The sequence below is a fragment of the Pseudomonas sp. UTLPPB19802 genome (genome assembly GCF_059730225.1).
Genome location: NZ_AP048545.1, coordinates 1,649,703 through 1,676,634, shown reverse-complemented (window position 1 = coordinate 1,676,634; position 26,932 = coordinate 1,649,703). Strand labels below are relative to the sequence as shown.

Here is a 26,932-nt window from a genome sequence, read left to right as displayed (position 1 = left end):
CGCCTAATTACTCGAACCAATGGGCTCGGGCGGCCATGATCAACTTGCCGGCACGATCATCGTCGATGCCGTCGATGTCGAGCAGGTCGTCAATCGACTGCTCGGCCAGGTCTTCGCGGGTAATGACGCCGCGCACCGCCAGTTCCATCGCCAAATCCTTGTCCATGCCCTCAAGCGAGAGCAGGTCTTCGGCCGGATGGGCGTCTGCCAGCTTTTCCTCTGTAGCGATGGCTTTGGTCAACAGGCGATCCTTGGCACGAGCGCGAAGCTCGTTGACGATGTCTTCGTCAAAGCCGTCGATGTTGAGCATCTCTTCCAACGGTACGTAGGCAATTTCTTCCAGGCTGGTGAAACCTTCATCGACCAGCACCTGTGCCAGCTCTTCGTCGACTTCCAGCTCGTCGATGAAGTTGCGCAGGATGTCACCGGTTTCTGCCTGTTGCTTAGCCTGGATGTCCGACTCGGTCATCACGTTCAGGGTCCAGCCAGTCAACTGGCTGGCCAGGCGGACGTTCTGACCACCACGGCCGATGGCCTGGGCCAGGTTGTCGGCACCCACGGCGATGTCCATCGCGTGGGCATCTTCGTCAACGATGATCGCCGCGACTTCAGCCGGCGACATGGCGTTGATGACGAACTGCGCCGGGTTGTCGTCCCACAGCACGATATCCACACGCTCGCCACCCAGCTCGCCGGAGACGGCCTGGACGCGCGAACCACGCATGCCGATGCACGCGCCCTGCGGGTCGATACGCTTGTCCTTGGAACGGACGGCGATCTTGGCACGCGAACCCGGATCACGGGACGCTGCCATCACTTCGATCAGCCCTTCGGCGATCTCTGGCACTTCGATACGGAACAGCTCGATCAGCATTTCCGGCGCGGTACGCGACAGGATCAGCTGGGGGCCGCGGTTCTCGGTGCGGATTTCCTTGAGCAGTGCACGAACCCGTACACCGACGCGGAAAGTCTCGCGGGAAATGATGTCTTCGCGTGCCAGCAGGGCTTCGGCGTTGTTACCCAGGTCAACGATGACGTTGTCGCGGGTGACTTTCTTCACGGTGCCGGAGATGATCTCGCCCAGGCGCTCGCGGTAGGCATCGACCACCTGCGCACGCTCGGCTTCGCGAACCTTCTGCACGATGACTTGCTTGGCGGTCTGGGCAGCGATACGACCGAACTCGATGGACTCGATCTTCTCCTCGACGACGTCACCAACCTTGGCACCCGGATGGGTTTGCTCAACCTTGCTTGGCCAGGTCTCGATCGCCGGATCATCAAGATCGGCTTCCTCGACGACAGTCCAACGACGGAAAGTCTCATAGGAACCGGTGTGGCGGTTGATTTCCACACGCAGGTCAACTTCGTCTTCAAAGCGCTTCTTGGTAGCGGTCGCCAGAGCAATCTCCAACGCCTCAAAAATCACGCCTGCCGGTACACCCTTTTCATTGGATACCGACTCAACAACCAGCAATACTTCTTTGCTCATCGTACGCCTCGCCTTTCGCAAGCCATTGGATCCGCGGGATCCGCGTCTCAGTCAAAACTGGGAATAATGTTGGCCTTGTCGATCAAATCGATCGGCAACAGGAACTCGTGGTCATCCACCTGCACCACGACGTCCTGCTCTTCCACTCCGCGCAGAAGGCCCTGAAAGTTGCGTCGGCCCTCGAAAGGCGAGCGCAACCTTATTTTCACTTGTTCGCCGGCATGCGAGGCAAACTGTTCAAGAGTGAACAGCGGGCGTTCCATGCCAGGAGAGGAAACTTCAAGGGTGTATTCAGTGGAAATCGGATCTTCGACATCCAGCACGCCACTGATCTGGCGACTGACGATGGCGCAGTCATCCACCAGAACACCACCCTCTTTATCGATATAAACGCGCAACACGGAATGGCGGCCTTGAGCGGAAAACTCGATACCCCAGCATTCATAGCCCAGGGCCACGACCACCGGGGCCAGCAAGGCCTGCAACTGTTCTAGCTTGCTCGACACCTGAACCCCCTCGTGCATGATGTGCATGCGATTTAAGAAAACAAAAAATGGGCGAATCGCCCATCCCTGAAATGCCGTCAAAAAGCGGCATCAATTGTGTCCAGCTAACAAAAAGCCCCTGAAAAGGGGCTCCGCTAAAACTGGTTGCGGGGGCCGGATTTGAACCGACGACCTTCGGGTTATGAGCCCGACGAGCTACCAGGCTGCTCCACCCCGCGACAAAGCTGGGGCAAAAGTATACGACTGATCCCATTTTGGGTCAATGTAACCTTTCCACCTACAAGAAAGCCCGCAACAGCGGGCTCTCCTGATAATTGGTACCGAGAAGGGGACTCGAACCCCTACACCCTATGGGCACAACCACCTCAAGGTTGCGTGTCTACCAATTCCACCACCTCGGCAATACAACATTTACAGCATGAAACCCGTTTTACTTCTGCTCTGGAGCTTGAGGTACATCGCCTGCCGGAGTGGCCGACTTTTGCTCCTGGAGCACCGGAACATCATCAGATGCCGGTTTTTGCTTTGGCGCTTCCAACACTGCCGGACTTGGAAGACCTGCTTGAGTCAGCTGATGAGCTTTCTCTTTAGCAAAGTAACCTAACCCTAAGCTGGTTATGAAGAAACCTGCGGCAAGTATAGCAGTAAACTTACTAAGAAAGGTAGAGGAACCTTGGCTTCCGAACACAGTATTTGAAGCACCTGCGCCGAAAGATGCACCAGCTTCCGCACCTTTACCCTGTTGCAGCAATACGAGAGCAACAACGCCCAATGCTGCCAACAGATGAAGAACGACTACGATCGTTTCCAGCATTTCTCAGTTTCCCGCAGCGCGACAGATCGCGCCGAATTCATCTGCATTCAGGGACGCTCCACCAATGAGCCCCCCATCGATATCCGGCATGCCGAACAGTTCGACCGCATTGGCCGCCTTCACGCTGCCGCCGTATAGAAGCCGCACACCTTGAGCGACTTCAGAATTCTCTGCCGCCAACTGTGCGCGAATGGCTGCATGCACATCCTGCGCTTGTTGCGGCGAAGCTGTCAGCCCGGTACCAATGGCCCAGACCGGCTCGTAAGCGATCACAGCCTTGGCAAAAGCACCGACACCCAACTCTTCGATGATGCTGCCCAACTGACGCGAAACCACTTCCAGCGTCTTGCCGGCTTCACGCTCTGCCTGGGTCTCCCCTACGCACAGCACCGGAATCAGCCCGCAAGCTTGCGCTGCCGCAAACTTGCGATTGAGCATCCGATCCGTTTCACCCATTACCTGGCGGCGTTCAGAGTGCCCAACCAGCACCAGGGAGCAACCTGCATCGACCAATTGGCTCGGTGCAATCTCACCCGTCAAGGCGCCTTGCATGGATTCCACTGCAGAGTTCTGCGCGCCGACCGAAATCGACTTACCCTTCAAACCATCGACCACTTGGGTGATATGCAAGCAAGGCGGGAATACCACAACATCAACACCGCTCGGCAGGGCCAGATTCCGCAGCCCCTTGATCAGCTCAGCGACGCTGGCGCGGGTACCGTGCATCTTCCAGTTACCAGCTACCATGGGGCGACGCATGCTCTACCTCGCGGGTCAAAGTGGGCGCAGATATTACCCAACCAGATCATTGCTGGCAAGCCGAATCAGGCACAAACTTCAGCAACCAGTTTTGCCAGCCCTTCGGCATGCCCGCGAACGGCCGCTTCATCCTCGCCTTCGACCATCACACGCACCAGCGGCTCGGTTCCCGATTTACGCAGCAGCACGCGCCCACGACCGTTCATGGCCTCGGTCACGCGCTCGCATTCGGCGACCACCTGCGGATGCTTGACCGGGTCGACACCGCCACCAAAACGCACGTTGAGCAGCACCTGCGGGCACTTGCGCAGCGCCTGACGCGCCTGGGCAAGCGTCTCGCCCCGACGCCGCAACGCCAACAGCACCTGCAGTGCCGCGATGATCGCATCACCGGTGGTGTTGTGATTCAGGCACAGGATGTGCCCGGAGTTTTCGCCACCCACCAGCCAGTTACGTTCGAGCAACTCGGCAATCACGTAGCGGTCACCGACATTGGCACGCACGAAGGGAATATCCAGTTCCTTCAGTGCCAGCTCCATGCCCAGGTTACTCATCAGGGTTCCAACCACTCCCCCATTGAGCTTGCCGCGCTCAGCCAGGTCACGCGCAATGATGAACACCAGCTCATCACCATCGACGACCGTGCCCGTGTGATCGACCATCAATACCCGATCGCCATCACCGTCGAAGGCGATCCCGAGGTCGGCCTGCTCGGCCAGCACCGCCGCCTGCAGCGGTTTAATGTGCGTCGAGCCGCAGTTATCGTTGATGTTCAGCCCGTTGGGCTGCACGGAGAGCGCAGTGACCTGCGCACCCAACTCACGAAAGACACTCGGCGCCACCTTGTAGGTCGCACCATGTGCACAATCGAGCACCACCTTGAGGTTCGATAGCTTGGTGCCCGTCGGCACGCTGCCCTTGCAGAACTCGATATAGCGGCCGGCCGCGTCATTGATCCGCGAGACCTTGCCCAGCTTCTCCGAATCGACGACCGTCATCGGCGCGTCGAGCAACTCCTCGATCATCAGCTCGACTTCGTCTGGCAGCTTGGTGCCTTCGCCGGAGAAGAACTTGATGCCGTTGTCATCATGCGGGTTATGCGACGCACTGATGACGATCCCCGCCTCGGCGTGGAACGTACGGGTCAGGTAGGCGATGGCCGGGGTTGGCATCGGCCCCAGCAGCATAACGTCAGCCCCAGCGGCGGACAAACCGGCCTCCAGGGCGGACTCGAACATGTAGCCAGAGATGCGCGTGTCTTTGCCGACCAGCACGCGGCAGTTACCCAGCTTGCGGAACGCCATGCCGGCGGCCCAACCCAGCTTGAGCATGAAATCAGGAGTGATCGGGTATTGCCCGACGCGGCCACGAATACCGTCGGTGCCGAAATATTTCTTCTTCATAGGTGCTCCATCGTTCTTATTCGGCAGCGTCTACCGCGGCAAGCATCTTGACGATATCGGCCGTCTCGGCCACATCGTGCACGCGCAGGATGCGCGCGCCCTTGGTCATTGCCAAAGCGGCCAGGGCCAAGCTGCCATACAGACGCTCGCCCACCGGGCGCCCCAGCGTCAGGCCTATCATGCTCTTTCGCGAGACACCGACCAACAGCGGCCGCCCCAGGGCATGCAACTGCTCCATATGCTTGAACAGGCTCAGATTGTGTTCCAGGGTCTTCGCGAAGCCGAAGCCCGGATCCAGGACAATCCGCTCGGCAGGAATCCCCGCCGCCTCGCACTCACGCATGCGATCGACGAGAAACGCCTGCACGTCCTGCGTGACGTTGTCGTAATACGGGTTGTCCTGCATGTCGCCAGGCTCGCCAAGCATGTGCATCAGGCACACCGGCAAGCCGGTCGCCGCCGCCGCATCCAGCGCGCCATCACGCTGCAGCGAGCGCACATCGTTGATCAGGCCCGCACCCAGGCGGGCCGTCTCGCGCATCACGGCAGGCGTCGAGGTATCGACCGAAATGATCACATCCAGCTCACGATGAATGCGTTCGACAATCGGCGCCACCCGCTCGAGCTCTTCCAGTGGCGATACGACACGCGCACCGGGCCGCGTCGACTCGCCACCAACATCGATCAGCGTCGCACCGGCCTGCACCATGCCTTCGGCATGACGCAGCGCAGCGTCCAACTGACTGAAGCGACCGCCATCGGAAAAGGAATCGGGGGTAACGTTGAGAATGCCCATGACATGCGTCCGGGCCAAATCAAGAACCCGGTTGCCGCAAGGCAACCGGGTCGAGGACTGAACAGAAGTCATTTCAAACCTTAGTGATCAGCCGCAGGGCCGCCAATCGGGGCTTCAGGACGCTCGTTCTTCGCCACGGGAGGCGTAGTACCCGAAGAGCCCGAGCCACCCCAGTCACGCGGTTCGCGCGGAGTGCGACCGGCCATGATGTCGTCGATCTGGTCGGCATCGATGGTCTCGTACTTCATCAGCGCATCGGCCATGGCGTCGAGCTTGTCGCGGTTGTCGGTGAGGATCTGCTTGGCCGTGCCATAGCACTGGTCAATGATGCTGCGCACCTCGGAGTCGATCAGCTTGGCCGTTTCACCAGAGAAACTGGCGTTCTGGCCACCGCCGCCGCGACCCAGGAACACTTCCTGATCTTCCTCGGCATACATCAGCGGGCCGAGCTTCTCGGACAGGCCCCACTTGGTGACCATGTTCCGGGCGATCTGGCTGGCACGCATGATGTCATTGGAGGCACCGGTGGTGACGCCATCGAAGCCCAGGGTCATTTCCTCGGCGATACGGCCGCCGTACAGCGAGCAGATCTGGCTGATCAGCGCACGCTTGGACAGGCTGTAGCGATCCTCTTCCGGCAGGAACATGGTCACACCCAGTGCACGACCACGCGGGATGATCGAGACCTTGTAGACCGGATCATGCTCGGGAACCACACGACCCACGATCGCGTGACCGGCTTCGTGATAAGCGGTGTTCTGCTTTTCCTTCTCGGACATGACCATGGTCTTGCGCTCGGCGCCCATCATGATCTTGTCCTTGGCCAGCTCGAATTCCTTCATTTCGACGATGCGCTTGCCGGCACGGGCAGCGAACAGCGAAGCCTCGTTGACCAGGTTGGCCAGGTCGGCACCGGAGAAGCCAGGAGTACCACGGGCGATCACCGCTGGCGCGACGTCGTCACCGACCGGCACCTTGCGGATATGCACCTTGAGAATCTGTTCGCGACCACGGATATCCGGCAGGCCGACCACCACCTGGCGGTCGAAACGGCCTGGACGCAGCAGCGCCGGGTCGAGTACGTCGGGACGGTTGGTCGCGGCGATGACGATGATGCCATCGTTCATTTCGAAACCATCCATCTCCACCAGCAACTGGTTGAGGGTTTGCTCACGCTCATCGTGACCGCCGCCCATGCCGGCACCACGGTGACGACCGACGGCATCGATCTCATCGATGAAGATGATGCAAGGTGCGTGTTTCTTGGCCTGTTCGAACATGTCGCGAACACGGCTGGCACCGACACCGACGAACATCTCGACGAAGTCGGAACCGGAAATGGTGAAGAACGGCACCTTCGCCTCACCGGCGATGGCCTTGGCCAGCAGGGTCTTACCGGTACCCGGAGGGCCGACCATCAGCACGCCACGCGGAATGCGACCGCCCAGGCGCTGGAACTTGCCCGGATCACGCAGGAACTCGACCAGCTCACCGACTTCTTCCTTGGCCTCATCGCAACCAGCAACGTCGGACAGGGTGGTTTTCACCTGGTCCTCGGACAGCAGACGCGCCTTGCTCTTGCCAAAGCTCATCGGGCCGCCCTTGCCGCCCGCGCCGCCCTGCATCTGGCGCATGAAGAACATGAACACCGCGATGATCACCAGGATCGGGAAGCTGGCTACCAGCAACTGGGTCCAGATGCTCTGCTGCTCAGGCTGCTTGCCTTCGACCACGACGTGGTTGTCGACCAGGTCGCCGATCAGGCCGTTGTCCTGGATCGCCGGACGAATGGTCTTGAAGCTGTCGCCATCGTTGCGTTTGCCGGTGATCACATAGCCGTCCACGGCCACGCGCTCGACCTTGCCATCCTTCACTTGCTGGATGAAGTCGGAATAGTTGAGGGTCTGTGGTTCGTTAGGGCTGGAGAAGTTGTTCATCACCGTCACCAGGACAGCCGCGATGATCAACCACAGGATCAGATTCTTTGCCATATCGTTCAATTAACTACCCTCTGAAGCTTGCTCCGTTCGTGGTGCGCGCTTCGCATGATATTCACCGGCATAACTTACTACATTACCTACAGCTTCGCAGGCGCCGTCTGTAACCCTTTGTGAAACATTGACTACACAATATTCGCTTATGTTCACGAGGCGAAATGCGAATTTCCTATTGCCCCGTTCAAAACCCTTGCCTTACTCGACCCGCCCTCGGAAACCGCGACCCAGCAGATACTGCTCGCGGGAGCGATCACGGGACGACACCGGCTTGCGCGTCTGTACCTTGTCGAATTGCTTGCGGAAATTCTTGTGGTACTCGTCGAAGCCTTCGCCCTGGAAAATCTTGATCAAAAAATCACCACCAGGACGCAACACACGCCCCGCCAGATCCAGCGCCAGCTCGCACAGGAACATCGAGCGCGGCATATCCACTGCAGGCGTACCACTCATATTGGGGGCCATATCGGAAATCACAAGGTCCACCTCGGAATTTCCCACGGCTTCGAGGATCTGCGCCAGAACGGCATCCTCGGTGAAGTCGCCCTTGATGAAGGTCACGTCGGGAATGCTGTCCATATCCAGGATATCGGACGCGATCAGCCGACCCTTGCCGCCAATCAGACGACTGGTCACCTGCGACCAGCCCCCAGGCGCCGCGCCCAGGTCGATCACGGTCATGCCAGGGCGGATCAGCTTGTCCTTCTCCTGGATCTCCAGCAGCTTGTAGCTGGCACGGGAACGGTACCCATCCTTTTGCGCCATTTTGACGAATGGGTCGTTGAAATGCTCTTTCAGCCAATTCTGGCTGGTTTTGGAACGGGCCACGGGCCACCTCGAAAATTGTCGAATCGCGATTAACTAGGCGGTCCCGGACTCGGTCGGGTAAACTAGCCGCCATTTTTTACAAGATCAGACACAGGGTCAGATTATGCCGCTCACTCCAGAGCAGAAGAAACAGTACAAATCCATTGGCCACCATCTGAAACCAGTATTGACTGTGGCTGACAACGGTTTGACTGAAGGTGTGCTAGCCGAACTCGAGCGCGCACTGAACGATCACGAGCTGATCAAGATCAAGCTCAACATCCTCGATCGCGAACAGCGCCTGGCGCACATCGCTGAGCTGTGCAAGGTCGGCAAGGCGGACCTGGTACAGGTCATCGGCAAGATGGCGCTGATCTATCGCCGCAACTTCGACGTCAACAAGCAATTGTCGAACGTTCACCGCTACAAGTGATACCCGCCAGGGTCAAGGGTACGCTTCGCGTGCCCTGCCACTCTCGCCCGGAACGGGCTGCAACACCAACACCAGGCCAGACAGGCCGAGCACCAGGAAACTGAACAACTGCAAGCGCAAGGCTTGCGGCTGCCAGTAACGTACCGCGAAGTACATCGCGCACGCATACCAGGCCATCAGCAGTAGCTGCCCGCGAGTGTCGCGCCACAGGCTCGACCGACCTTCGGTTCGAACCAGCACCAGGACCTGCACGGTCACGCAGACCGCTGCAAACCCCACCAATAAGTAGCCTAGCTGAGCACCGATCTCTTCGATCAGCAGCGGCGCCAGGCCGATTTGCGTGAGGACCGGTAACAATCCCACATGCAATAACCACAAGCCGCCGACCCAGAGCATCTGGGCCAGCTGCCAGAGCATGGCGCCCGCGCGGAGCGGGCGTCTGCGTTCAGATGTGACGGACTGCGACAATCTCGTACTCGATCACGCCGCCCGGCGTCTTGACGGTCACGACATCACCTTCATCCTTGGCGATCAGGGCGCGAGCGATAGGCGAACCTACCGAGATCTTGCCCTGCTTGATGTCAGCCTCATCCTCGCCCACGATGTGATAAGTCACGCTTTCGTCGGTCTCGACGTTGGCGATCTCAACCGTGGTGCCGAAAATCACCTTGCCGGTGTGCGGGATAGTCGTGACATCAATGATCACCGCGTTCTGCAGACGACCTTCGATATCGCGAATCCGCGCCTCGACCATACCCTGCTGCTCACGGGCAGCATGGTATTCGGCGTTTTCCTTCAGGTCGCCCAACTCGCGAGCCGTGCCGATGTCCTGGCTCAGCTTCGGACGAACGACCTTGGTCAGGTGAGTGTGCTCATCTTCCAGGGCCTTGGCACCCTGAACAGTCATGGGGTACTTGGTTATGCTCATGCCTTCAATCCTGCGTGTAGATCCTGCAAGCGACGGACGGTCTTCTCGGGACCGAACTTGAGCGCTTCGCAGATGGCTTCGCCAGCAGCAATGGTGGTTGTGCAGTAGATCTTGTGCTGCAGCGCGTTACGACGAATGGAGTACGAGTCGGCAATCGACTGGCGACCCTCGGTCGTGTTGATGATCAGGGTGACTTCGTCATTCTTGATCATGTCAACGACGTGCGGACGCCCTTCAGTCACCTTGTTGACCCGGCGCACTTTCAGGCCTGCCGCTTCGATCAGCTTGGCAGTACCGGCAGTCGCCACCACTTCGAAGCCCAAGTTGATCAGATCACGGGCTACACCTGCAACCAGCGGCTTGTCGTCGTCACGCACGCTGATGAACGCGGTACCGCCAGTCGGCAGCACTTCGCTGGCACCCATCTGCGCCTTGGCGAAGGCTTCGCCGAAGGTATCACCCACGCCCATCACTTCACCGGTGGACTTCATCTCAGGGCCGAGAATCGGGTCGACACCAGGGAATTTGGCGAACGGGAACACCGCCTCTTTCACGCTGTAGAAGTTAGGGATGATTTCCTTGGTGAAGCCCAGCTCTTTCAGGGTCTTACCAGCCATCACGCGGGCCGCGATCATGGCCAGGGAAACACCGATGCACTTCGACACGAACGGCACGGTACGCGAGGCACGCGGGTTCACTTCGATGACGTAGATGTCTTCGCCCTGCAGGGCCAACTGCACGTTCATCAGGCCGACAACGCCCAGCTCCAGGGCCATTTTCTTGACCTGCTCGCGCATCTCGTCCTGGATGTGCGCCGGCAGCGAGTACGGAGGCAGCGAGCACGCCGAGTCACCGGAGTGAACACCCGCCTGTTCGATGTGCTGCATGATCGCGCCGATCACCACGTCGGTGCCGTCGCTGACCGCGTCCACGTCCATCTCGATGGCGCAGTTGAGGAAGTGGTCGAGCAGTACCGGGCTGTCGTTCGACACCTGGACCGCTTCGCGCAGGTAGCGCTTGAGCTCTTCTTCCTTGTAGACGATTTCCATCGCCCGGCCGCCCAGTACGTAGGACGGACGCACCACCAGCGGATAGCCGATCTTGCTCGCCGCACGCACGGCCTCGTCTTCGCTGCGCACAGTGGCGTTCGGCGGCTGACGCAGGTTCAGGCGCTCGACCATCTGCTGGAAGCGCTCGCGATCTTCGGCACGGTCGATGGCGTCAGGGCTGGTACCGATGATCGGTACGCCGGCGGCTTCCAGGGCACGCGCCAGTTTCAGCGGGGTCTGGCCGCCGTACTGGACGATCACGCCTTTCGGCTTCTCGACACGGACGATTTCCAGCACGTCTTCCAGGGTCACCGGCTCGAAGTACAGGCGATCGGAGGTATCGTAGTCGGTGGAAACGGTTTCCGGGTTGCAGTTGACCATGATGGTCTCGTAGCCGTCATCGCGCAGCGCCAGTGCCGCGTGTACGCAGCAATAGTCGAACTCGATGCCTTGGCCGATACGGTTCGGACCGCCACCCAGGATGATGATCTTGTCGCGGGTCGACGGGTTGGCCTCGCACTCTTCCTCGTAGGTCGAGTACAGGTAGGCGGTATCGGTGGCGAACTCGGCCGCACAGGTGTCGACGCGCTTGTAGACCGGGAACACATCCAGCTTCTGGCGATGGGTACGCAGGTTCTTCTCGGTGACGCCCAGCAGCTTGGCCAGACGCTGGTCAGAGAAGCCCTTGCGCTTGAGGCGGAACATCAGGTCGCGGTCGATGGCCGACAGACCCAGGGTCTTGACGCGCTCTTCTTCCTTGACCAGGTCCTCGATCTGCACCAGGAACCATGGGTCGATCATGTTCATGCCGAAGATTTCTTCGACGCTCAGGCCGGCACGGAAGGCATCCGCGACGTACCAGATACGCTCGGCGCCCGGCACGGTCAGTTCGCGCTTGAGCACGCCCATGCTTTCCGGGTTGCTCAGGTCGACCTTCTCGTCCAGACCGCAAACGCCCACTTCCAGGCCACGCAGGGCTTTCTGCAGGGATTCCTGGAAGGTTCGGCCGATAGCCATCACTTCACCTACCGACTTCATCTGGGTGGTCAGGCGTGCATCGGCCTGGCCGAACTTCTCGAAGGCGAAGCGTGGCAGCTTGGTGACGACGTAGTCGATGGACGGTTCGAAGGACGCCGGGGTCTTGCCACCGGTGATGTCGTTCGACAGCTCGTCCAGGGTGTAGCCCACGGCCAGTTTGGCTGCGACCTTGGCGATCGGGAAGCCGGTAGCCTTCGAGGCCAGGGCCGAGGAACGCGATACCCGCGGGTTCATCTCGATCACGACCATGCGGCCAGTGTTCGGGCAGATACCGAACTGCACGTTGGAACCGCCGGTTTCCACGCCGATCTCGCGCAGTACCGCCAGGGAGGCGTTACGCAGGATCTGGTATTCCTTGTCGGTCAGGGTCTGTGCCGGCGCCACGGTGATCGAGTCACCGGTGTGCACGCCCATCGGGTCAAAGTTCTCGATGGAGCAGACAATGATGCAGTTGTCCTTTTTGTCGCGGACAACTTCCATTTCGTATTCTTTCCAGCCGATCAGCGATTCGTCGATCAGCAGTTCCTTGGTCGGAGACAGGTCCAGACCACGGGCACAGATTTCTTCGAACTCTTCACGGTTGTAGGCGATACCACCGCCGGTGCCACCCATGGTGAAGGACGGACGGATGATGCACGGGAAGCCGAGCTTCTCGAGGACCGCATTGGCCTCTTCCATGCTGTGGGCGATACCGGAACGTGGGCAGGCCAGGCCGATGGACTTCATGGCCTTGTCGAAACGCGAACGGTCTTCAGCCTTGTCGATGGTGTCGGCGTTGGCACCGATCATCTCTACGCCGAACTTCTCCAGGACGCCTTCGCGCTCCAGGTCCAGGGCGCAGTTCAGGGCAGTCTGGCCACCCATGGTTGGCAGCAGGGCGTCCGGGCGCTCCTTCTCGATGATCTTGGCAACGGTGCGCCACTTGATCGGCTCGATGTAGGTGGCATCCGCCATGGCCGGGTCGGTCATGATGGTGGCCGGGTTGGAGTTCACCAGGATGACGCGGTAACCCTCTTCGCGCAGGGCCTTGCAAGCCTGGGCGCCGGAATAGTCGAACTCGCAGGCCTGGCCGATGACGATCGGGCCAGCACCGAGAATCAGGATGCTTTTAATGTCTGTACGTTTTGGCATGGGTTTGTCACTCAAATCCGCAGGTCAGTCGGCAAGTCGTTGAAACGTCCTTGAAGCTGCCGAGGGGGCCGCCGCCATGCGGGGCCGCCCAAGGCATCCAGGCAATCAACGGCGCTTGGCCATCTCATTGATGAAGCGATCGAACAGCGGCGCCACATCGTTCGGGCCCGGGCTGGCTTCAGGGTGGCCCTGGAAGCTGAACGCACTCTTGTCGGTGCGCTCGATGCCTTGCAGCGAGCCGTCGAACAGCGACTTGTGGATAGCCCGGACATTGCCTGGCAGGGTCGCTTCATCCACGGCGAAACCGTGGTTCTGGCTGGTGATCATGACGACACCGGAGTCCAGGTCCTGCACCGGGTGGTTGGCACCGTGGTGGCCGTGACCCATCTTGATGGTCTTGGCACCGGAGGCCAGGGCCAGCAGTTGGTGACCCAGGCAGATACCGAACACCGGAATCTCGGTCTCGAGGATTTCCTTGATCGCCTGGATGGCGTAGTCGCAAGGCTCCGGATCGCCAGGGCCGTTGGACAGGAACACGCCGTCCGGCTTGAGGGCCAGGGCTTCACTGGCAGGCGCCTGGGCCGGCAGCACGGTGACGCGGCAGCCGCGCTCAACCAGCATGCGCAGGATGTTCGACTTGATGCCGTAGTCGTAGGCCACGACATGGTAAGGCAGGTCGGCGGCCTCGATGGTCGCGTGACTGTCGGTCTTCAGGTCCCAGACCGTCGAACGCCACTCGTAGGATTCCTTGGTGCTGACGACCTTCGCCAGGTCCATGCCCTTCAGGCCCGGGAAACCGCGCGCCGCGGCGATGGCCGCTTCCTCGGTGATGTTGTCACCGGCCAGAATGCAACCGTTCTGCGAGCCTTTTTCACGCAGGATGCGAGTCAGGCGACGGGTGTCGATACCGGCGATGGCCACGACATTGTTGGCCTTCAGGTAGTCCGACAGGGACAGGGTGTTACGCCAGTTGCTCGCTACCAGCGGCAAGTCGCGGATGACCAGGCCAGCCGACCACACACGGTTCGACTCGGCGTCTTCCGGCGTGGTGCCGGTGTTGCCGATGTGCGGGTAGGTCAGGGTAACGATCTGTTGGGCGTAGGAAGGATCGGTAAGGATTTCCTGATAGCCGGTCATTGCGGTGTTGAACACCACCTCACCAACGGTCTGGCCGTCGGCTCCAATGGCTTCGCCGCGAAAAATGCTGCCATCAGCAAGGGCAAGTATGGCTGGCTTAGTCAAGAAGACCTCCCGTAAATAAAGCCTGAAAGGGCGATCGCAGGTTGTAAAAAAGCGGAGTGACGTATGGACACGTCACCCCGCTTCTTTCACTGAATTATTCTGCGCGCTTTTAGTGGACACACTAAAGCTGTAGCTTACAGAAAAATGCTTTTTTAATCCACCGCTAATGAGCCTTGAAGGCCAGGAAATGCGACAGGGCGTCGCGAAGCGGTTCTGAAGGCCGGCGCTACCTTACAGCACGCCCCCATACCTGTAGGAGCGTGGCTTGCCCGCGAAGGCGATCTTGAGATCGCCAAGAGCTTCGCGGGCAAGTCGGATCGCCGCACCGCCTGCCCCTACAAGGGCAAGACGCGCCCCAAGGAGACGCGCGACTTGGATCAATGCAGGTCGAGCACGTCCTGCATGTCGTACAAGCCAGCCGCCCGGCCGTCCAGCCACAGCGCTGCACGTACGGCACCCTTGGCGAACGTCATGCGGCTCGACGCCTTGTGGGTGATCTCCAGGCGCTCACCCTCGGTAGCGAACAAGACGGTGTGATCACCCACCACGTCACCACCGCGCACGGTAGCGAAGCCGATGGTGTCACGCGCTCGCGCACCGACATGCCCTTCACGCCCGTAGACCGCCACCTTCTGCAGGTCACGCTCCAGGGTATCGGCAATCACCTCGCCCATGCGCATGGCCGTACCCGAAGGCGAGTCGACCTTGTGCCGATGATGCGTCTCGATGATCTCGATATCGGCATCTTCACCCAGGACACGGGCTGTCAGTTCCAGCAGCTTCAGCGACAGATTGACACCAACGCTGAAGTTGGCGGCGAAGACGATCGGAATCTCCTTGCCCGCTTCCACCAACAGTTGCTTCTGCTCGGCAGTCAATCCGGTCGTGCCGATGACCATGGCCTTGCCCGCCTTGCGGCAGAACGCCAGGTTCTTCAGCATCACTTCCGGCAGAGTGAAGTCGATCAGCACGTCGAACTCTTCAGCCACCTTATCCAAGGCATCGGACAACGGCACGCCGATGCGCCCCAGGGAAGCCAGCTCACCGGCATCGGCACCGACCAGCGAACTGCCCGGACGCACCACGGCAGCCGTCAGGCCGGCAACCGGCACCTGCTGCTGCACCGCCTCGACCAGGATCTTGCCCATGCGCCCAGCGGCACCCATCACAGCTATACGTCGCATAAACGCTCCCTACAGGTCGCCGAAGAAGCGCTTCATGCCTTCGAACCAACCGCTGGCCTTGGGCGAGTGAGAGCTGTCGACGTCCAGCGAGGCGCGGAACTCTTCCAGCAGTTCACGCTGGCGACGACTCAGGTTCACCGGCGTTTCGACGGCCACGCGGCACATCAGGTCACCGGCACCACCACCGCGCACCGGCGCGACACCCTTGCCACGCAGACGGAACTGCTTGCCGGTCTGGGTACCTTCCGGAATCTTCAACTTGACCCGACCATCGAGGGTCGGCACTTCCAGCTCACCACCGAGGGCGGCATCGACAAAGCTGATCGGCACTTCGCAGTACAGGTGCTTGCCGTCGCGCTGGAAAATATCATGCTCACGCACGTTGATCACGACATACAGGTCGCCGGTCGGACCACCCTGGGTACCCGCCTCGCCCTCACCGGACAGACGAATACGGTCGCCGGTATCGACACCCGACGGCACCTTGACCGACAAGGTCTTGTACTCTTCCACGCGGCCCTGGCCATGACAGGAATCGCACGGATCGGAAATGATCTTGCCCTGGCCATGGCAACGCGGGCAGGTCTGCTGCACAGAGAAGAAGCCCTGCTGCATGCGCACCTGACCGATACCGCCACAGGTCGGACAGGTCACCGGCGAAGAACCTTTCTTCGCACCAGAACCGTCGCACGGCTTGCAGTTGACCAGCGTCGGAACACGGATATTCACGGTGGTACCGCGAACCGCTTCTTCCAGGTTCAGTTCCAGGGTGTAGCGCAGGTCGCTGCCGCGCTGGGCGCCGCCACGGGAGCCGCCACGGCCGCCACCAAAGAAATCGCTGAACACATCACCGAAGATGTCGGAGAAGTTCTGCCCACCGAAACCGGCACCGCCGCCGCCCATGCTCGGGTCGACACCCGCATGGCCGTACTGGTCGTAGGCGGCACGCTTGCTGGAATCGGACAGCACTTCGTAGGCCTCGTTGGCCTCCTTGAACTGCTCCTCGGCAGCCTTGTCATCCGGATTGCGGTCCGGGTGATATTTCATCGCAAGACGACGATAAGCCTTTTTCAGCTCCGCCTCGCTGGAGCCACGCTCGACCCCCAATACCTCGTAATAGTCACGCTTTGCCATAAATTGCCCCTGAGGCCAGCACCCGAGCGTTGTCGCATGCTGTAAAAATTTGCGTACTCCAGACACGCCAACGCGGGAGCAAGCTCCCGCGCGGCGACATCCTACCAGTCACCGCGCAAACGCAGTCAACCGGCCGACCAACAAGCAGAATTACTTGTGATCTTTGACTTCTTCGAACTCAGCGTCGACGACGTCGTCCTTGTGCGCTTCTTCCTGAGCAGGCTGCGCACCCGCTTCAGGTTGGGCGCCCTGTTCGGCGTACATCTTCTGAGCCACAGGCGCGGAGACCTTGGACAGTTCCTCGACCTTGGCGTCGATGGCAGCCTTGTCGTCGCCTTTCACGGCGGCTTCCAGGGCGACCACGGCAGCTTCGATAGCGGTCTTCTCTTCAGCAGTTACCTTGTCGCCAGCATCGGCAACCATCTTGCGAGTCGAGTGCACCAGCGCGTCACCCTGGTTGCGAGCGGCGGCCAGCTCTTCGAACTTGCGGTCTTCCTCGGCATTCAGCTCGGCATCGCGAACCATTTGCTGGATCTCTTCATCCGACAGACCCGAGTTGGCCTTGATGGTGATCTTCTGCTCCTTGCCGGTAGCCTTGTCCTTCGCACCTACGTGCAGGATGCCGTTGGCGTCGATGTCGAAGGTCACTTCGATCTGCGGCACGCCACGTGGCGCTGGCGGGATCTCGGACAGGTCGAACTTGCCCAGCGACTTGTTCTGTGCGGCTTGCTTGCGCTCGCCCTGCAGGACGTGAATGGTCACGGCGCCCTGGTTGTCGTCGGCAGTCGAGAACACTTGCGACTTCTTGGTCGGAATCGTGGTGTTCTTCTCGATCAGCGCAGTCATCACGCCGCCCATGGTCTCGATACCCAGGGTCAGTGGGCTGACGTCCAGCAGCAGCACGTCCTTCACGTCACCGGCCAGTACCGCGCCCTGGATGGCAGCGCCCATGGCGACCGCTTCGTCAGGGTTCACGTCCTTGCGTGCTTCCTTGCCGAAGAACTCGGTAACCAGCTTCTGTACCAGCGGCATACGGGTCTGACCGCCGACCAGGATCACGTCGTTGATCGAACCAACGTCGATACCGGCGTCTTTCAGGGCGATGCGGCAAGGCTCGATGGTGCGCTGAACCAGGTCTTCCACCAGAGACTCCAGCTTGGCGCGGGAGATCTTCACGTTCAGGTGCTTCGGACCCGAAGCATCGGCAGTGATGTACGGCAGGTTGACGTCGGTCGACTGCGACGACGACAGCTCGATCTTGGCCTTCTCGGCAGATTCCTTCAGGCGCTGCATGGCCAGCGGGTCACCCTTGAGGTTCATGCCGCTTTCTTTCTTGAACTCGTCGACGAGGTAGTCGATCAGGCGGATGTCGAAGTCTTCACCACCGAGGAAGGTGTCACCGTTGGTTGCCAGTACTTCGAACTGGTGCTCGCCATCGACTTCGGCGATTTCGATCACGGACACGTCGAAGGTACCGCCACCCAGGTCATAAACGATGACGGTGTGGTCGCCCTTGGCCTTGTCCATGCCGTAGGCCAGTGCGGCCGCGGTCGGTTCGTTGATGATGCGCTTGACGTCCAGGCCGGCGATACGACCGGCGTCCTTGGTAGCCTGGCGCTGGCTGTCGTTGAAGTAGGCCGGAACGGTGATCACCGCTTCGGTCACGGTCTCGCCGAGGTAGTCTTCGGCGGTCTTCTTCATCTTCTTCAGGATTTCAGCCGAGATCTGTGGCGGAGCCATCTTCTGGCCGTTCACTTCAACCCAGGCGTCACCGTTGTCAGCCTTGGCGATCTTGTACGGAACCATCTTGATGTCTTTCTGCACGACTTCTTCGTCGAACTTGCGACCGATCAGACGCTTTACCGCGTACAGGGTGTTGTGCGGATTGGTCACGGCCTGGCGCTTGGCCGACTGGCCAACCAGGGTTTCGCCATCGTTGGCGTATGCAATGATCGACGGCGTGGTGCGAGCGCCTTCGGCGTTCTCGATCACCTTGACGTTGCCGTTTTCCAGAATGGAGACGCAGGAGTTGGTAGTCCCCAGGTCGATACCGATGATTTTGCCCATTTCACTCTCCCGAAACTTGGATTTTTTTGCCGCAGTGGTTATGGCCAACTGCGGTAGCACTTAAACGCTTGACTTATAGATGGGGTCGCTATGACCGATTTCAAGCCTGCTCGTCGATAGTCGGCGAAACCGGAGCGACCGCCTTGCTCACCACGACCATGGCCGGGCGCAGCAGGCGACCGTTGAGCTGGTAACCCTTCTGGAACACCTTCAGCACGCTGTTCGGCTCGACGTCGGCGCTTTCCTGCATGGCCATCGCCTGGTGCAGCGAAGCATTGAAGGGCTCGCCATGGGGGTCGATCGCCTCCAGCTGGTGACGCTTGAAAGTGTCCTGGAACATCTTCAGGGTCAGCTCGATACCTTCGCGCATCGGACGGATGCTTTCGTCGTCCGGGCTGGACAGCTCCAGGCCGCGCTCCAGGCTGTCGAGGATCGGCAACAGGTCGCCGGCGAATTTTTCCAGGGCGAACTTGTGCGCCTTCTCGACGTCCTGCTCGGCACGGCGGCGAACGTTCTGCAGGTCGGCAGCGACGCGCAGGCTCTGATCCTGCGCGGCAACCAGTTGCTCTTCGAGTGCCTGCACGCGGGTTGCCAGGTCATCGCTCGAAGCTTCGGCAGCCTGATTGGCTTCTTGATTTTGCGAGTCCAGATTCTGTTCGTCAGCCATAAAAACCTCCTTTCGATATCGTCCGCGAGCTTGGCTCACGCTTCTGCCCCCGTATATGGGGCCGCATTTTCCAGGTTCAAGTGCCGAAAAAAATGCATCCCAGCCGATCGATGGCCAGGGTGCATCGCCAATTGCGCTAAAAAAGCCGGCCATTCAAGCGAATCGAACTAAGGCTTGGCATTGCCAGGAAAATTCAAAACACTGTATAAATAACCAGACCTAATCTGGGAGCGGCCTTCATGCTGGTGCACCTGTCCGTACACAACTACGCAATTGTCGAACACCTCGACCTGGAACTGGATCGCGGGATGAGCGTCATCACCGGCGAAACCGGCGCCGGCAAGTCGATCATGCTCGATGCCCTCGGCCTGACCCTGGGTGATCGCGCCGACAGTGGCGTGGTGCGCCCCGGCGCGGACAAGGCTGACATCCTCGCGACCTTCGACCTGCAGGACATCCCGGAGGCGCGCAACTGGCTCGCCGAACGCGACCTGGACAACGACGGGCCGTGCATCCTGCGCCGAGTCATCACTGCCGAAGGACGCTCGCGCGGCTATATCAATGGCTCTACCTGCCCGCTGGGCGACCTCAAGGCCCTGGGCGAGCTGCTGATCGATATCCACAGCCAGCACGAACACCAGTCCCTCCTCAAGACCGACACCCATCGCCGCCTGCTCGACGAGTACGCCGGCGCGACCGACCTCGCCCGCCAGGTGCAGCTCGCTGCCCAACGCTGGCGCCAGACCCGGCAGGAACTGGAACGCCTGTCCAACTCCAGCGATGAACAACGCGCGCGCCACCAGTTGCTCAGCTATCAGCTGGAAGAACTGGAAAACCTCGCCCTCGGCGAAAACGAGCTGGAAGAACTGGAGCAGGAACACAAGAACCTGACCAACGCCGAAACCCTGCTCGGCGTTTGCCGACAGGTGGTCGAGCAATGCAGCGAAAGCGACTCGGGCAACGTGCTTCACGCCCTCACCACCTGCCTCAATCGCCTTACCAGCGTCAGCAACGGTTCCGGCGCATTGGGCGAAGCCGCCAACCTGCTGGCCAGCGCACAGATCCAGGTGGAAGAAGCCGTCGGCGAACTGAATCGCTTCGTCGACCACTTCGACGCCGACCCGGGCCGCCTGCAATACCTCGAGGAACGTCTGGATGCCATCTACACCCTGGCGCGCAAGCACCGCATCCAGCCAACCGAAGTGGCGACCCTGCAGCAGAAACTGCTGGACGAAATCGAGACCATGAACGCCAACGACGAGGCCGTCGAACGCCTCGGCGAGGAACTGGCCGCCTACGCCCGGCACTACCAGGAACGCGCCCAGGAACTCAGCCAACTGCGCAGCCAGGCCGCCACCGGCCTGGCCAGCGCGGTCGAACAGGAAATCCAGCGCCTGGGCATGCCCGGCGGTCGTTTCAACATCGAGCTGCACGCCAACAGTAGCGACGAGCCGCTGCCTTATGGGCTGGAACAAGTCGAGCTGCTGGTCAGCGCCAACCCGGGCCAACCACTGAAAGCCCTGGCCAAGGTTGCCTCGGGCGGCGAGTTGTCACGTATCAGCTTGGCCATCCAGGTGATCACCGCACAGACCTCGCGCATCCCCACGCTGGTATTCGACGAAGTGGACGTCGGCATCGGCGGCCCGACCGCGGAAATCGTCGGCCAACTGCTGCGGCGCCTCGGCGATCGCGGCCAGGTACTGACCGTCACCCACTTGCCGCAGGTTGCCGCACAGGGCCATCACCACCTGTTCGTGCACAAGGTTCGCGGCAGCGATGCGACGCATACGGCCGTCTCCAAGCTGGGCAAGACCGAACGGGTCGAGGAAGTCGCGCGCATGCTCGGCGGTATCGACCTCACCAAGGAATCCCTGGCGCACGCGAAAAAGATGGTAGTGACTGCCAAGAGCTGAATGGCGGCCGGAATCCGAGTCAGGAAATTTCAGGTAACAAAAAGCACGAAGGCGACCCTAGGGTCGCCTTCGATCATTTCACCGGACCTGAATCCGTACGGCAGGATTACTTCTTCTTGCGTACGTACAGCACCAGGTTGTGCTCCACCAGCTCATAGCCATGCTGCTCGGCGATCGCGTGTTGGAGTTTCTCGATTTCCGGGTTGACGAACTCGATGACTTCACCGGAATCCACGTTGACCATATGGTCGTGGTGGCCGCCGTCCGCCAGCTCGAACACCGCATGACCGCCATCGAAGTTGTGACGGACTACCAGCCCGGCCGCTTCGAATTGGGTCAATACGCGGTAGACCGTCGCCAGACCAACGTCTTCGCCAGCCTCCATCAACGCCTTGTAGACATCCTCGGCGCTCATGTGACGCTGCTCGGCAGAATCGAGCATCTGTAGAATCTTGACCCGTGGCAGAGTCACTTTTAAGCCAGCTTTGCGTAGTTCGCTATTTTCAACCATGGTCAGCTTTCTCGCGGATGCTGCTTCGCAGCTTCTCTTAATGCGGGTATGATCGGGGTTTACGTTGTCCCAGCCAAGATAGTGGAAGTCGCCCACCGATGCAAAACACCAAGCTCTTGCTAACCAGTTTCACCTTAGTGGGACTGCTCGCACTCGCCGGTTGTTCATTCCCCGGGGTTTACAAAATCGACATCCAGCAGGGCAATGTCGTCACGCAGGACATGATAGACCAGTTACGCCCCGGAATGACCCGGCGGCAAGTACGGTTTATCATGGGCAACCCCCTGCTGACCGACACGTTCCACGCCAACCGCTGGGATTATTTGTACAGCCTGCAACCCGGTGGCGGTGAACGCCAACAGGAACGTGTCAGCCTGATTTTCAGTGATGATGACAAACTCATGAGTCTGGCCGGCGATTTCATGCCTGGCGTGAGTCGTGACGAGGCCATCCTCGGCAAGGACAGCGGCACCACCGTCGATGCCCCGGCCCAGAATGCCGAAAAGCCGAAGGCGGAAAAGCCGGCCAAACCGGGTTCGCTGCTCGATCAGATCCAGAAGGACGTCGATGGCGTCAAGGCCGTGCCGGTCCCCACACCGGAACCGCTGGACACCTCGCCGCAGTAATATTGCAATACAAAAAAGCCCGGCATGCCGGGCTTTTTGTTGCCTGTGGATCTGTCACTGCCGAGCACACAACAGCTTTTTTTGTGAGAGCCGGCTTGCTGGCGATTACAGCCCAAAAGCACTAGGGGTTCTGCAGACGAGCCTGTGCCGCCTTCTCCGCCCGCAACCGCCTCACCTCTTTCGGATCCGCCAACAGCGGGCGATAGATTTCGATGCGATCGCCCTCGGCCACGACCCTGGCCTCAGGATCGCTGACCACCTTGCCGAAAATCCCCAGCGGGCAAGCCGCCAGATCAGCTTCGGGAAACTGCCCGGCCATCCCCGACAAGCCAACCGCCGCCCGCAACGTCGTCCCCAGCGGCACCGATACTTCCAGCAGGCACTGACGCCCAACCTCGGCGTACACCACCTCGACGGTGACCCGCGACTCAGCCATTAATCTGCTTCGCCCGCTGGCAGAACGCATCCACCAGGGTATTCGCCGCCTGGTTGAACAGCGGCCCAAGGGTCGCGCGCACGATCGGCCCGGCGTAATCGAAGGTCAGATCCAGGCTGATCTTGCAGGCCTTCTCCCCGAGCGCCTTGAACACCCAAACACCGTGCAACTGAGTAAACGGCCCTTCCTCGAGATTCATCTCGATCGACTGGCCCGGCACCAGGATATTGCGGGTCACGAACTGCTGGCTCAAGCCACCCTTGGCCACCGACAGCGTCGCGCGCATGTGCACGTCCGAGCTTTCCAGCACCTGGGAAGCCGAGCACCACGGCAGGAATTCCGGATAACGTGCGACGTCGCTCACCAGGTCATAAAGCGCCTGTGCCGGATAGGGCAGCAAGGCCGAACGTTGAATATGGGTCGTCATGTCAGCGTCAATTCCACGGCTGGGCAGCATACAAAAGAGGGCGCATTGTCCGGGATTCATCCTACGCGCTCAAGCACGCAGCTTCACCGTAGCCGACGGACGCGCAACCCCCTATAATGCCGCCCCTATGGCTAAACAGAAGAAACACCCCACAGGGACCATCGCGCAAAACAAAAAGGCGCGCCACGATTACTTCGTCGAACAACGGTTCGAGGCTGGCCTGGTCCTGGCCGGTTGGGAAGTAAAGAGCTTGCGGGCAGGCAAGGCACAACTGGTCGACAGTTATGTGTTGCTCAAGGATGGCGAAGCCTGGCTGTTCGGCAGCCACTTCACGCCGCTGACCACCGCCAGCACCCACGTCATCGCCGACCCGACGCGCACGCGCAAGCTGCTGCTCAACCAGCGCGAGCTGGAAAAGATCTTTGCCGGCGTGCAGCAAAAGGGCTACACCTGCGTGTGCCTCTCGCTGTACTGGAGCAAGCATCTGGTCAAGTGCGAGATTGCCCTGGGCAAGGGCAAGAAGGAATACGACAAGCGTGATACCGAACGCGAGCGCGACGCCGGTCGCGAGCTGCAGCGTGCGGTGCGCAACAAGGGCAAGGAAGACTGAGCCCGGAACACCACAGCCCCCCCCTGTAGGAGCAAGGCTTGCCCGCGAAGCTTTTGGCGGCCTCGAGGCCCTCTTCGCGAGCAAGCTCTGCTCCTACAGGTCAGTGCAGTACGCCAATTCCGAGTACGACTCGATCACCGCGGGAGCCGGCTTGCTGGCGATTGCAATCCAAAGCCCCTCCTGAACAAACGCCACCGCCCGCTCAAATCCCCTTGCGCCGCTCTGCTCGCGCCACCCGCTGTACCTCCTGCCGTACCTCCTCCAACACCTCCTGCACATACAGGATATGCCGGCTCGACACCTCGCGCGCCTGCTCCGCCCGCCCCTCGATGATCGCCAGGTACAACTCCCGGTGCTGCTCGATCAGCATGTCGCGAGTTTCCGTACGCTGCTTGTACATCCCACCGATGTTGGTCACCACATTGCGCTTGAGCAGATCGAACAATCCACGAATGGTGTGCAACAGCACCGCGTTGTGGCTGGCCTCGGCAATCGCCAGGTGGAAGTTCGCATCAGCCTCGCCCTCCTCCGCCCGACTCACCTCGTCCGCCCGCGCATAGCAGCTCTGCAACAGCTCGAACGCCACCCGCAGCCGGTCCCGATCCACCTCGGTGGCACGCAGTGCCGCGTAATAGGCGCAGGACGCTTCCAGCGTGTGGCGAAACTCCAGCAGGTCGCGCTGGGCCTCGGGATTGTTTTCCAGCAGGTGCAACAGCGGATCGCTGAACGTCGAGCCCAGCGTCTCCACCACATAGTTGCCGCCGCCCTGCCGGCTGGCCAGCAGCCCCTTGGCCACCAGCTTCTGGATCGCCTCGCGCAAAGACGGCCGCGACACACCGAACTGTTCGGCCAGCGCACGCTCGGCCGGCAGGCGCTCACCGGGCTTCAGCGTGCCTTCGAGAATCATCCCCTCGAGCCGCTCGACAATATCGTCAGACAAACGGCGCTGACGAATCTGATCAAACCCCATCACTTACTCCTCACGCTCCCGAACCCTTGCCGGGGCTGCCTATTCTGGCCTATTGGCGCCGCGCCAGCACCCACCAGGCAGTGCATAAATCACCCGATCAGCGCCTTCTCCCAACCGCGCCTGCGACGAAAGTTTCAGGGCGGCAAATTGACACATCCCCCACAAGGCTTTTAACCTAGCGCACAGCGATTGTAAATTGGTATTACCAATTATCCAAATCAGCTTGTCTGCGCCTGACCAACAACAATTAGGGGCCACCCCATATGCAAACCTGGCAACAGCTCTACAGCCCGCTCGGCAGCCTCGGCCTGTCCGCTCTCGCGGCCGTTATCCCCATCGTGTTCTTCTTCCTGGCCCTGGCGGTGTTCCGTCTCAAGGGTCACGTGGCGGGCAGCATCACCCTGGCGCTGGCGATCCTGGTGGCGATCTTCGCCTTCAAGATGCCGGTGGACATGGCCCTTGCCGCTGCCGGCTATGGCTTCGCCTATGGCCTCTGGCCGATTGCCTGGATCATCGTTGCCGCGGTGTTCCTCTACAAACTGACGGTCAAGAGCGGCCAGTTCGAAATCATCCGCAGCTCGGTGCTGTCGATCACCGATGACCAGCGCCTGCAGGTGCTGCTGATCGGCTTCTGCTTCGGAGCCTTCCTCGAAGGTGCGGCCGGTTTCGGCGCTCCGGTGGCCATCACCGCCGCCCTGCTGGTGGGCCTGGGCTTCAATCCACTGTACGCCGCCGGCCTGTGCCTGATCGCCAACACTGCACCGGTGGCCTTCGGCGCCCTCGGCATCCCGATCATCGTCGCAGGCCAGGTCACCGGCATCGACGCGTTCAAGATCGGCGCCATGACCGGCCGCCAACTGCCCCTGCTGTCGCTGTTCGTGCCGTTCTGGCTGGTATTCATGATGGACGGCCTGCGTGGCGTGCGCGAGACCTGGCCTGCCGCCCTGGTCGCCGGCCTGAGCTTTGCCGTCACCCAGTACTTCACCTCGAACTTCATCGGCCCGGAACTGCCGGACATCACCTCGGCCCTGGCCAGCCTGGTCTGCCTGACGCTGTTCCTGAAAGTCTGGCAACCACGCCGTACTGCCGGCGCACAAATTGCCGGTGCCACTGCGGGCGCCGCAATCACCGCCAGCGCCGGCGGCTTCGGCCAGCCACGCCACACCCAGGCCTCGCCCTATAGCCTGGGCCAGATCTTCAAGGCCTGGTCGCCGTTCCTGATCCTCACCGTGCTGGTGACGATCTGGACCCTCAAGTCATTCAAGGCGATGTTCGCCACCGGCGGCGCGATGTACAGCAGCGTGTTCAACTTCGCCGTGCCGCACCTGGACCAACTGGTGATCAAGACCGCGCCGATCGTCGCCAACCCGACCGCCATCCCGGCAGTATTCAAGCTCGACCCGATCTCAGCCACCGGCACGGCGATCTTCTTCTCCGCCCTGGTGTCGATGCTGGTGCTCAAGATCGATTTCAAAACTGGTCTGACCACTTTGAAAGAGACCTTCTACGAACTGCGCTGGCCGATCCTGTCCATCGGCATGGTGCTGGCCTTCGCCTTCGTCACCAACTATTCGGGCATGTCCTCGACCATGGCCCTGGTGCTGGCGGCCACTGGCGCAGCGTTCCCGTTCTTCTCGCCGTTCCTTGGCTGGCTGGGCGTGTTCCTGACCGGTTCGGACACCTCGTCGAACGCCCTGTTCAGCTCGCTGCAGGCCACCACCGCACACCAGATCGGCGTCAACGACACCCTGCTGGTGGCGGCCAACACCAGCGGCGGCGTGACTGGCAAGATGATCTCGCCACAGTCGATCGCCGTCGCCTGCGCCGCCACCGGCCTGGTGGGCAAGGAATCCGACCTGTTCCGCTTCACGCTCAAGCACAGCCTATTCTTTGCCACCATCGTCGGCCTGATCACCCTGGCCCAGGCCTACGTGTTCACCGGCATGCTGGTGCATTAACGTAATGCCCTGACACGAGAATGCCGGGGGCTCCTGCAGA

General features: G+C 60.6%; 25 protein-coding genes and 2 tRNA genes. 5 read left to right on the top strand and 22 right to left on the bottom strand.

The genetic code is table 11. The annotated features are described in order from the left end of the window. Positions 1-7: 7 nt before the first annotated feature. The 10 genes from nusA to rlmE all read right to left on the bottom strand — a co-directional run bounded on the left by nusA (position 8) and on the right by rlmE (position 8,589). Positions 8-1,489: a transcription termination factor NusA gene (gene nusA / locus AC6I6U_RS07600; RefSeq protein WP_497881368.1), complete on the bottom strand. Its 1,482-nt coding sequence runs from the start codon at positions 1,487-1,489 to the stop codon at positions 8-10. Positions 1,490-1,536: 47 nt separating this feature from the next. Further along, positions 1,537-1,995: a ribosome maturation factor RimP gene (gene rimP / locus AC6I6U_RS07595; RefSeq protein WP_054058270.1), complete on the bottom strand. Its 459-nt coding sequence runs from the start codon at positions 1,993-1,995 to the stop codon at positions 1,537-1,539. A 141-nt stretch (positions 1,996-2,136) separates the two neighbouring features. Beyond that, a tRNA-Met gene (locus tag AC6I6U_RS07590) sits at positions 2,137-2,213 on the bottom strand. Between the two features lie 97 nt (positions 2,214-2,310). Further along, positions 2,311-2,396: transfer RNA gene (locus tag AC6I6U_RS07585), tRNA-Leu, on the bottom strand. 29 nt (positions 2,397-2,425) lie between these two features. Then, on the bottom strand, positions 2,426-2,809 hold the full coding sequence (secG, locus tag AC6I6U_RS07580; RefSeq protein WP_081005950.1) for a preprotein translocase subunit SecG: 384 nt from the start codon (positions 2,807-2,809) through the stop codon (positions 2,426-2,428). 3 nt (positions 2,810-2,812) lie between these two features. Further along, positions 2,813-3,568, bottom strand: coding sequence for a triose-phosphate isomerase (gene tpiA / locus AC6I6U_RS07575; RefSeq protein WP_497881367.1), 756 nt, complete (start codon positions 3,566-3,568; stop codon positions 2,813-2,815). Between the two features lie 65 nt (positions 3,569-3,633). Continuing rightward, entirely contained in the window at positions 3,634-4,971 is a 1,338-nt protein-coding gene (gene glmM / locus AC6I6U_RS07570; RefSeq protein ID WP_497881366.1) for a phosphoglucosamine mutase, read from the bottom strand. A 16-nt stretch (positions 4,972-4,987) separates the two neighbouring features. Then, on the bottom strand, positions 4,988-5,839 hold the full coding sequence (gene folP, locus AC6I6U_RS07565) for a dihydropteroate synthase (protein ID WP_497881365.1): 852 nt from the start codon (positions 5,837-5,839) through the stop codon (positions 4,988-4,990). Between the two features lie 8 nt (positions 5,840-5,847). Beyond that, positions 5,848-7,758, bottom strand: coding sequence for an ATP-dependent zinc metalloprotease FtsH (gene ftsH, locus AC6I6U_RS07560; RefSeq protein WP_497881364.1), 1,911 nt, complete (start codon positions 7,756-7,758; stop codon positions 5,848-5,850). Between the two features lie 201 nt (positions 7,759-7,959). Beyond that, positions 7,960-8,589 (bottom strand): 23S rRNA (uridine(2552)-2'-O)-methyltransferase RlmE, encoded by a 630-nt coding sequence (rlmE, locus tag AC6I6U_RS07555; RefSeq protein ID WP_497881363.1) that lies wholly within the window; start codon positions 8,587-8,589, stop codon positions 7,960-7,962. Positions 8,590-8,692: 103 nt separating this feature from the next. Between rlmE and AC6I6U_RS07550 the strand changes: the two genes are divergently transcribed. Further along, a complete protein-coding gene (locus AC6I6U_RS07550; protein WP_497881362.1) occupies positions 8,693-9,001 on the top strand; it encodes a YhbY family RNA-binding protein in 309 nt (102 codons plus the stop codon). Between the two features lie 12 nt (positions 9,002-9,013). Here AC6I6U_RS07550 and AC6I6U_RS07545 read toward each other — a convergent pair whose 3' ends face one another. From AC6I6U_RS07545 to grpE, 8 genes are all read right to left on the bottom strand, one after another. Then, a complete protein-coding gene (locus AC6I6U_RS07545) occupies positions 9,014-9,418 on the bottom strand; it encodes an MFS transporter (RefSeq protein ID WP_497881361.1) in 405 nt (134 codons plus the stop codon). Positions 9,419-9,446: 28 nt separating this feature from the next. Then, on the bottom strand, positions 9,447-9,923 hold the full coding sequence (gene greA / locus AC6I6U_RS07540) for a transcription elongation factor GreA (RefSeq protein ID WP_497882999.1): 477 nt from the start codon (positions 9,921-9,923) through the stop codon (positions 9,447-9,449). A 2-nt stretch (positions 9,924-9,925) separates the two neighbouring features. Beyond that, entirely contained in the window at positions 9,926-13,147 is a 3,222-nt protein-coding gene (gene carB / locus AC6I6U_RS07535) for a carbamoyl-phosphate synthase large subunit (RefSeq protein WP_497881360.1), read from the bottom strand. A 105-nt stretch (positions 13,148-13,252) separates the two neighbouring features. Then, on the bottom strand, positions 13,253-14,389 hold the full coding sequence (gene carA / locus AC6I6U_RS07530; protein WP_497881359.1) for a glutamine-hydrolyzing carbamoyl-phosphate synthase small subunit: 1,137 nt from the start codon (positions 14,387-14,389) through the stop codon (positions 13,253-13,255). Positions 14,390-14,766: 377 nt separating this feature from the next. Continuing rightward, positions 14,767-15,573 (bottom strand): 4-hydroxy-tetrahydrodipicolinate reductase, encoded by an 807-nt coding sequence (dapB, locus tag AC6I6U_RS07525; RefSeq protein ID WP_497881358.1) that lies wholly within the window; start codon positions 15,571-15,573, stop codon positions 14,767-14,769. Positions 15,574-15,582: 9 nt separating this feature from the next. After that, positions 15,583-16,707, bottom strand: coding sequence for a molecular chaperone DnaJ (dnaJ, locus tag AC6I6U_RS07520; RefSeq protein ID WP_497881357.1), 1,125 nt, complete (start codon positions 16,705-16,707; stop codon positions 15,583-15,585). 150 nt (positions 16,708-16,857) lie between these two features. Continuing rightward, complete coding sequence (dnaK, locus tag AC6I6U_RS07515; RefSeq protein WP_497881356.1) at positions 16,858-18,774, bottom strand: molecular chaperone DnaK; 1,917 nt, start codon at positions 18,772-18,774, stop codon at positions 16,858-16,860. Positions 18,775-18,874: 100 nt separating this feature from the next. Further along, on the bottom strand, positions 18,875-19,441 hold the full coding sequence (gene grpE / locus AC6I6U_RS07510; RefSeq protein WP_497881355.1) for a nucleotide exchange factor GrpE: 567 nt from the start codon (positions 19,439-19,441) through the stop codon (positions 18,875-18,877). A 239-nt stretch (positions 19,442-19,680) separates the two neighbouring features. Between grpE and recN the strand changes: the two genes are divergently transcribed. Beyond that, positions 19,681-21,354 carry a DNA repair protein RecN gene (gene recN, locus AC6I6U_RS07505; protein WP_497881354.1) on the top strand — a complete coding sequence of 558 codons (1,674 nt, stop codon included), beginning with the start codon at positions 19,681-19,683 and terminating at the stop codon, positions 21,352-21,354. Positions 21,355-21,460: 106 nt separating this feature from the next. Here the strand turns inward: recN and fur are convergent, their stop codons facing one another. Further along, positions 21,461-21,865 carry a ferric iron uptake transcriptional regulator gene (gene fur, locus AC6I6U_RS07500; protein ID WP_497881353.1) on the bottom strand — a complete coding sequence of 135 codons (405 nt, stop codon included), beginning with the start codon at positions 21,863-21,865 and terminating at the stop codon, positions 21,461-21,463. A 98-nt stretch (positions 21,866-21,963) separates the two neighbouring features. Here fur and AC6I6U_RS07495 point away from each other — a divergent pair, with 98 nt between their 5' ends. Beyond that, complete coding sequence (locus AC6I6U_RS07495; RefSeq protein WP_497881352.1) at positions 21,964-22,491, top strand: outer membrane protein assembly factor BamE; 528 nt, start codon at positions 21,964-21,966, stop codon at positions 22,489-22,491. A 121-nt stretch (positions 22,492-22,612) separates the two neighbouring features. Here the strand turns inward: AC6I6U_RS07495 and AC6I6U_RS07490 are convergent, their stop codons facing one another. Together AC6I6U_RS07490 and AC6I6U_RS07485 are read right to left on the bottom strand one after the other, a co-directional pair. Next, positions 22,613-22,927 carry an RnfH family protein gene (locus tag AC6I6U_RS07490; protein WP_497881351.1) on the bottom strand — a complete coding sequence of 105 codons (315 nt, stop codon included), beginning with the start codon at positions 22,925-22,927 and terminating at the stop codon, positions 22,613-22,615. Continuing rightward, the gene (locus tag AC6I6U_RS07485) at positions 22,920-23,354 is read right to left on the bottom strand and encodes a type II toxin-antitoxin system RatA family toxin (protein ID WP_497881350.1); all 435 of its coding nucleotides are present in this window, start codon (positions 23,352-23,354) and stop codon (positions 22,920-22,922) included. Before AC6I6U_RS07485 ends, AC6I6U_RS07490 begins: the two co-directional genes overlap by 8 nt. 127 nt (positions 23,355-23,481) lie before the next feature. On the opposite strand from AC6I6U_RS07485, the gene smpB reads away from it, so the two are divergent. Beyond that, the gene (gene smpB / locus AC6I6U_RS07480) at positions 23,482-23,964 is read left to right on the top strand and encodes an SsrA-binding protein SmpB (protein ID WP_010447282.1); all 483 of its coding nucleotides are present in this window, start codon (positions 23,482-23,484) and stop codon (positions 23,962-23,964) included. Between the two features lie 202 nt (positions 23,965-24,166). Here smpB and AC6I6U_RS07475 read toward each other — a convergent pair whose 3' ends face one another. Beyond that, the gene (locus AC6I6U_RS07475; RefSeq protein WP_497881349.1) at positions 24,167-24,934 is read right to left on the bottom strand and encodes a GntR family transcriptional regulator; all 768 of its coding nucleotides are present in this window, start codon (positions 24,932-24,934) and stop codon (positions 24,167-24,169) included. A gap of 263 nt (positions 24,935-25,197) precedes the next feature. Between AC6I6U_RS07475 and AC6I6U_RS07470 the strand changes: the two genes are divergently transcribed. After that, positions 25,198-26,892 (top strand): lactate permease LctP family transporter, encoded by a 1,695-nt coding sequence (locus AC6I6U_RS07470; protein ID WP_497881348.1) that lies wholly within the window; start codon positions 25,198-25,200, stop codon positions 26,890-26,892. Positions 26,893-26,932: the final 40 nt, after the last annotated feature.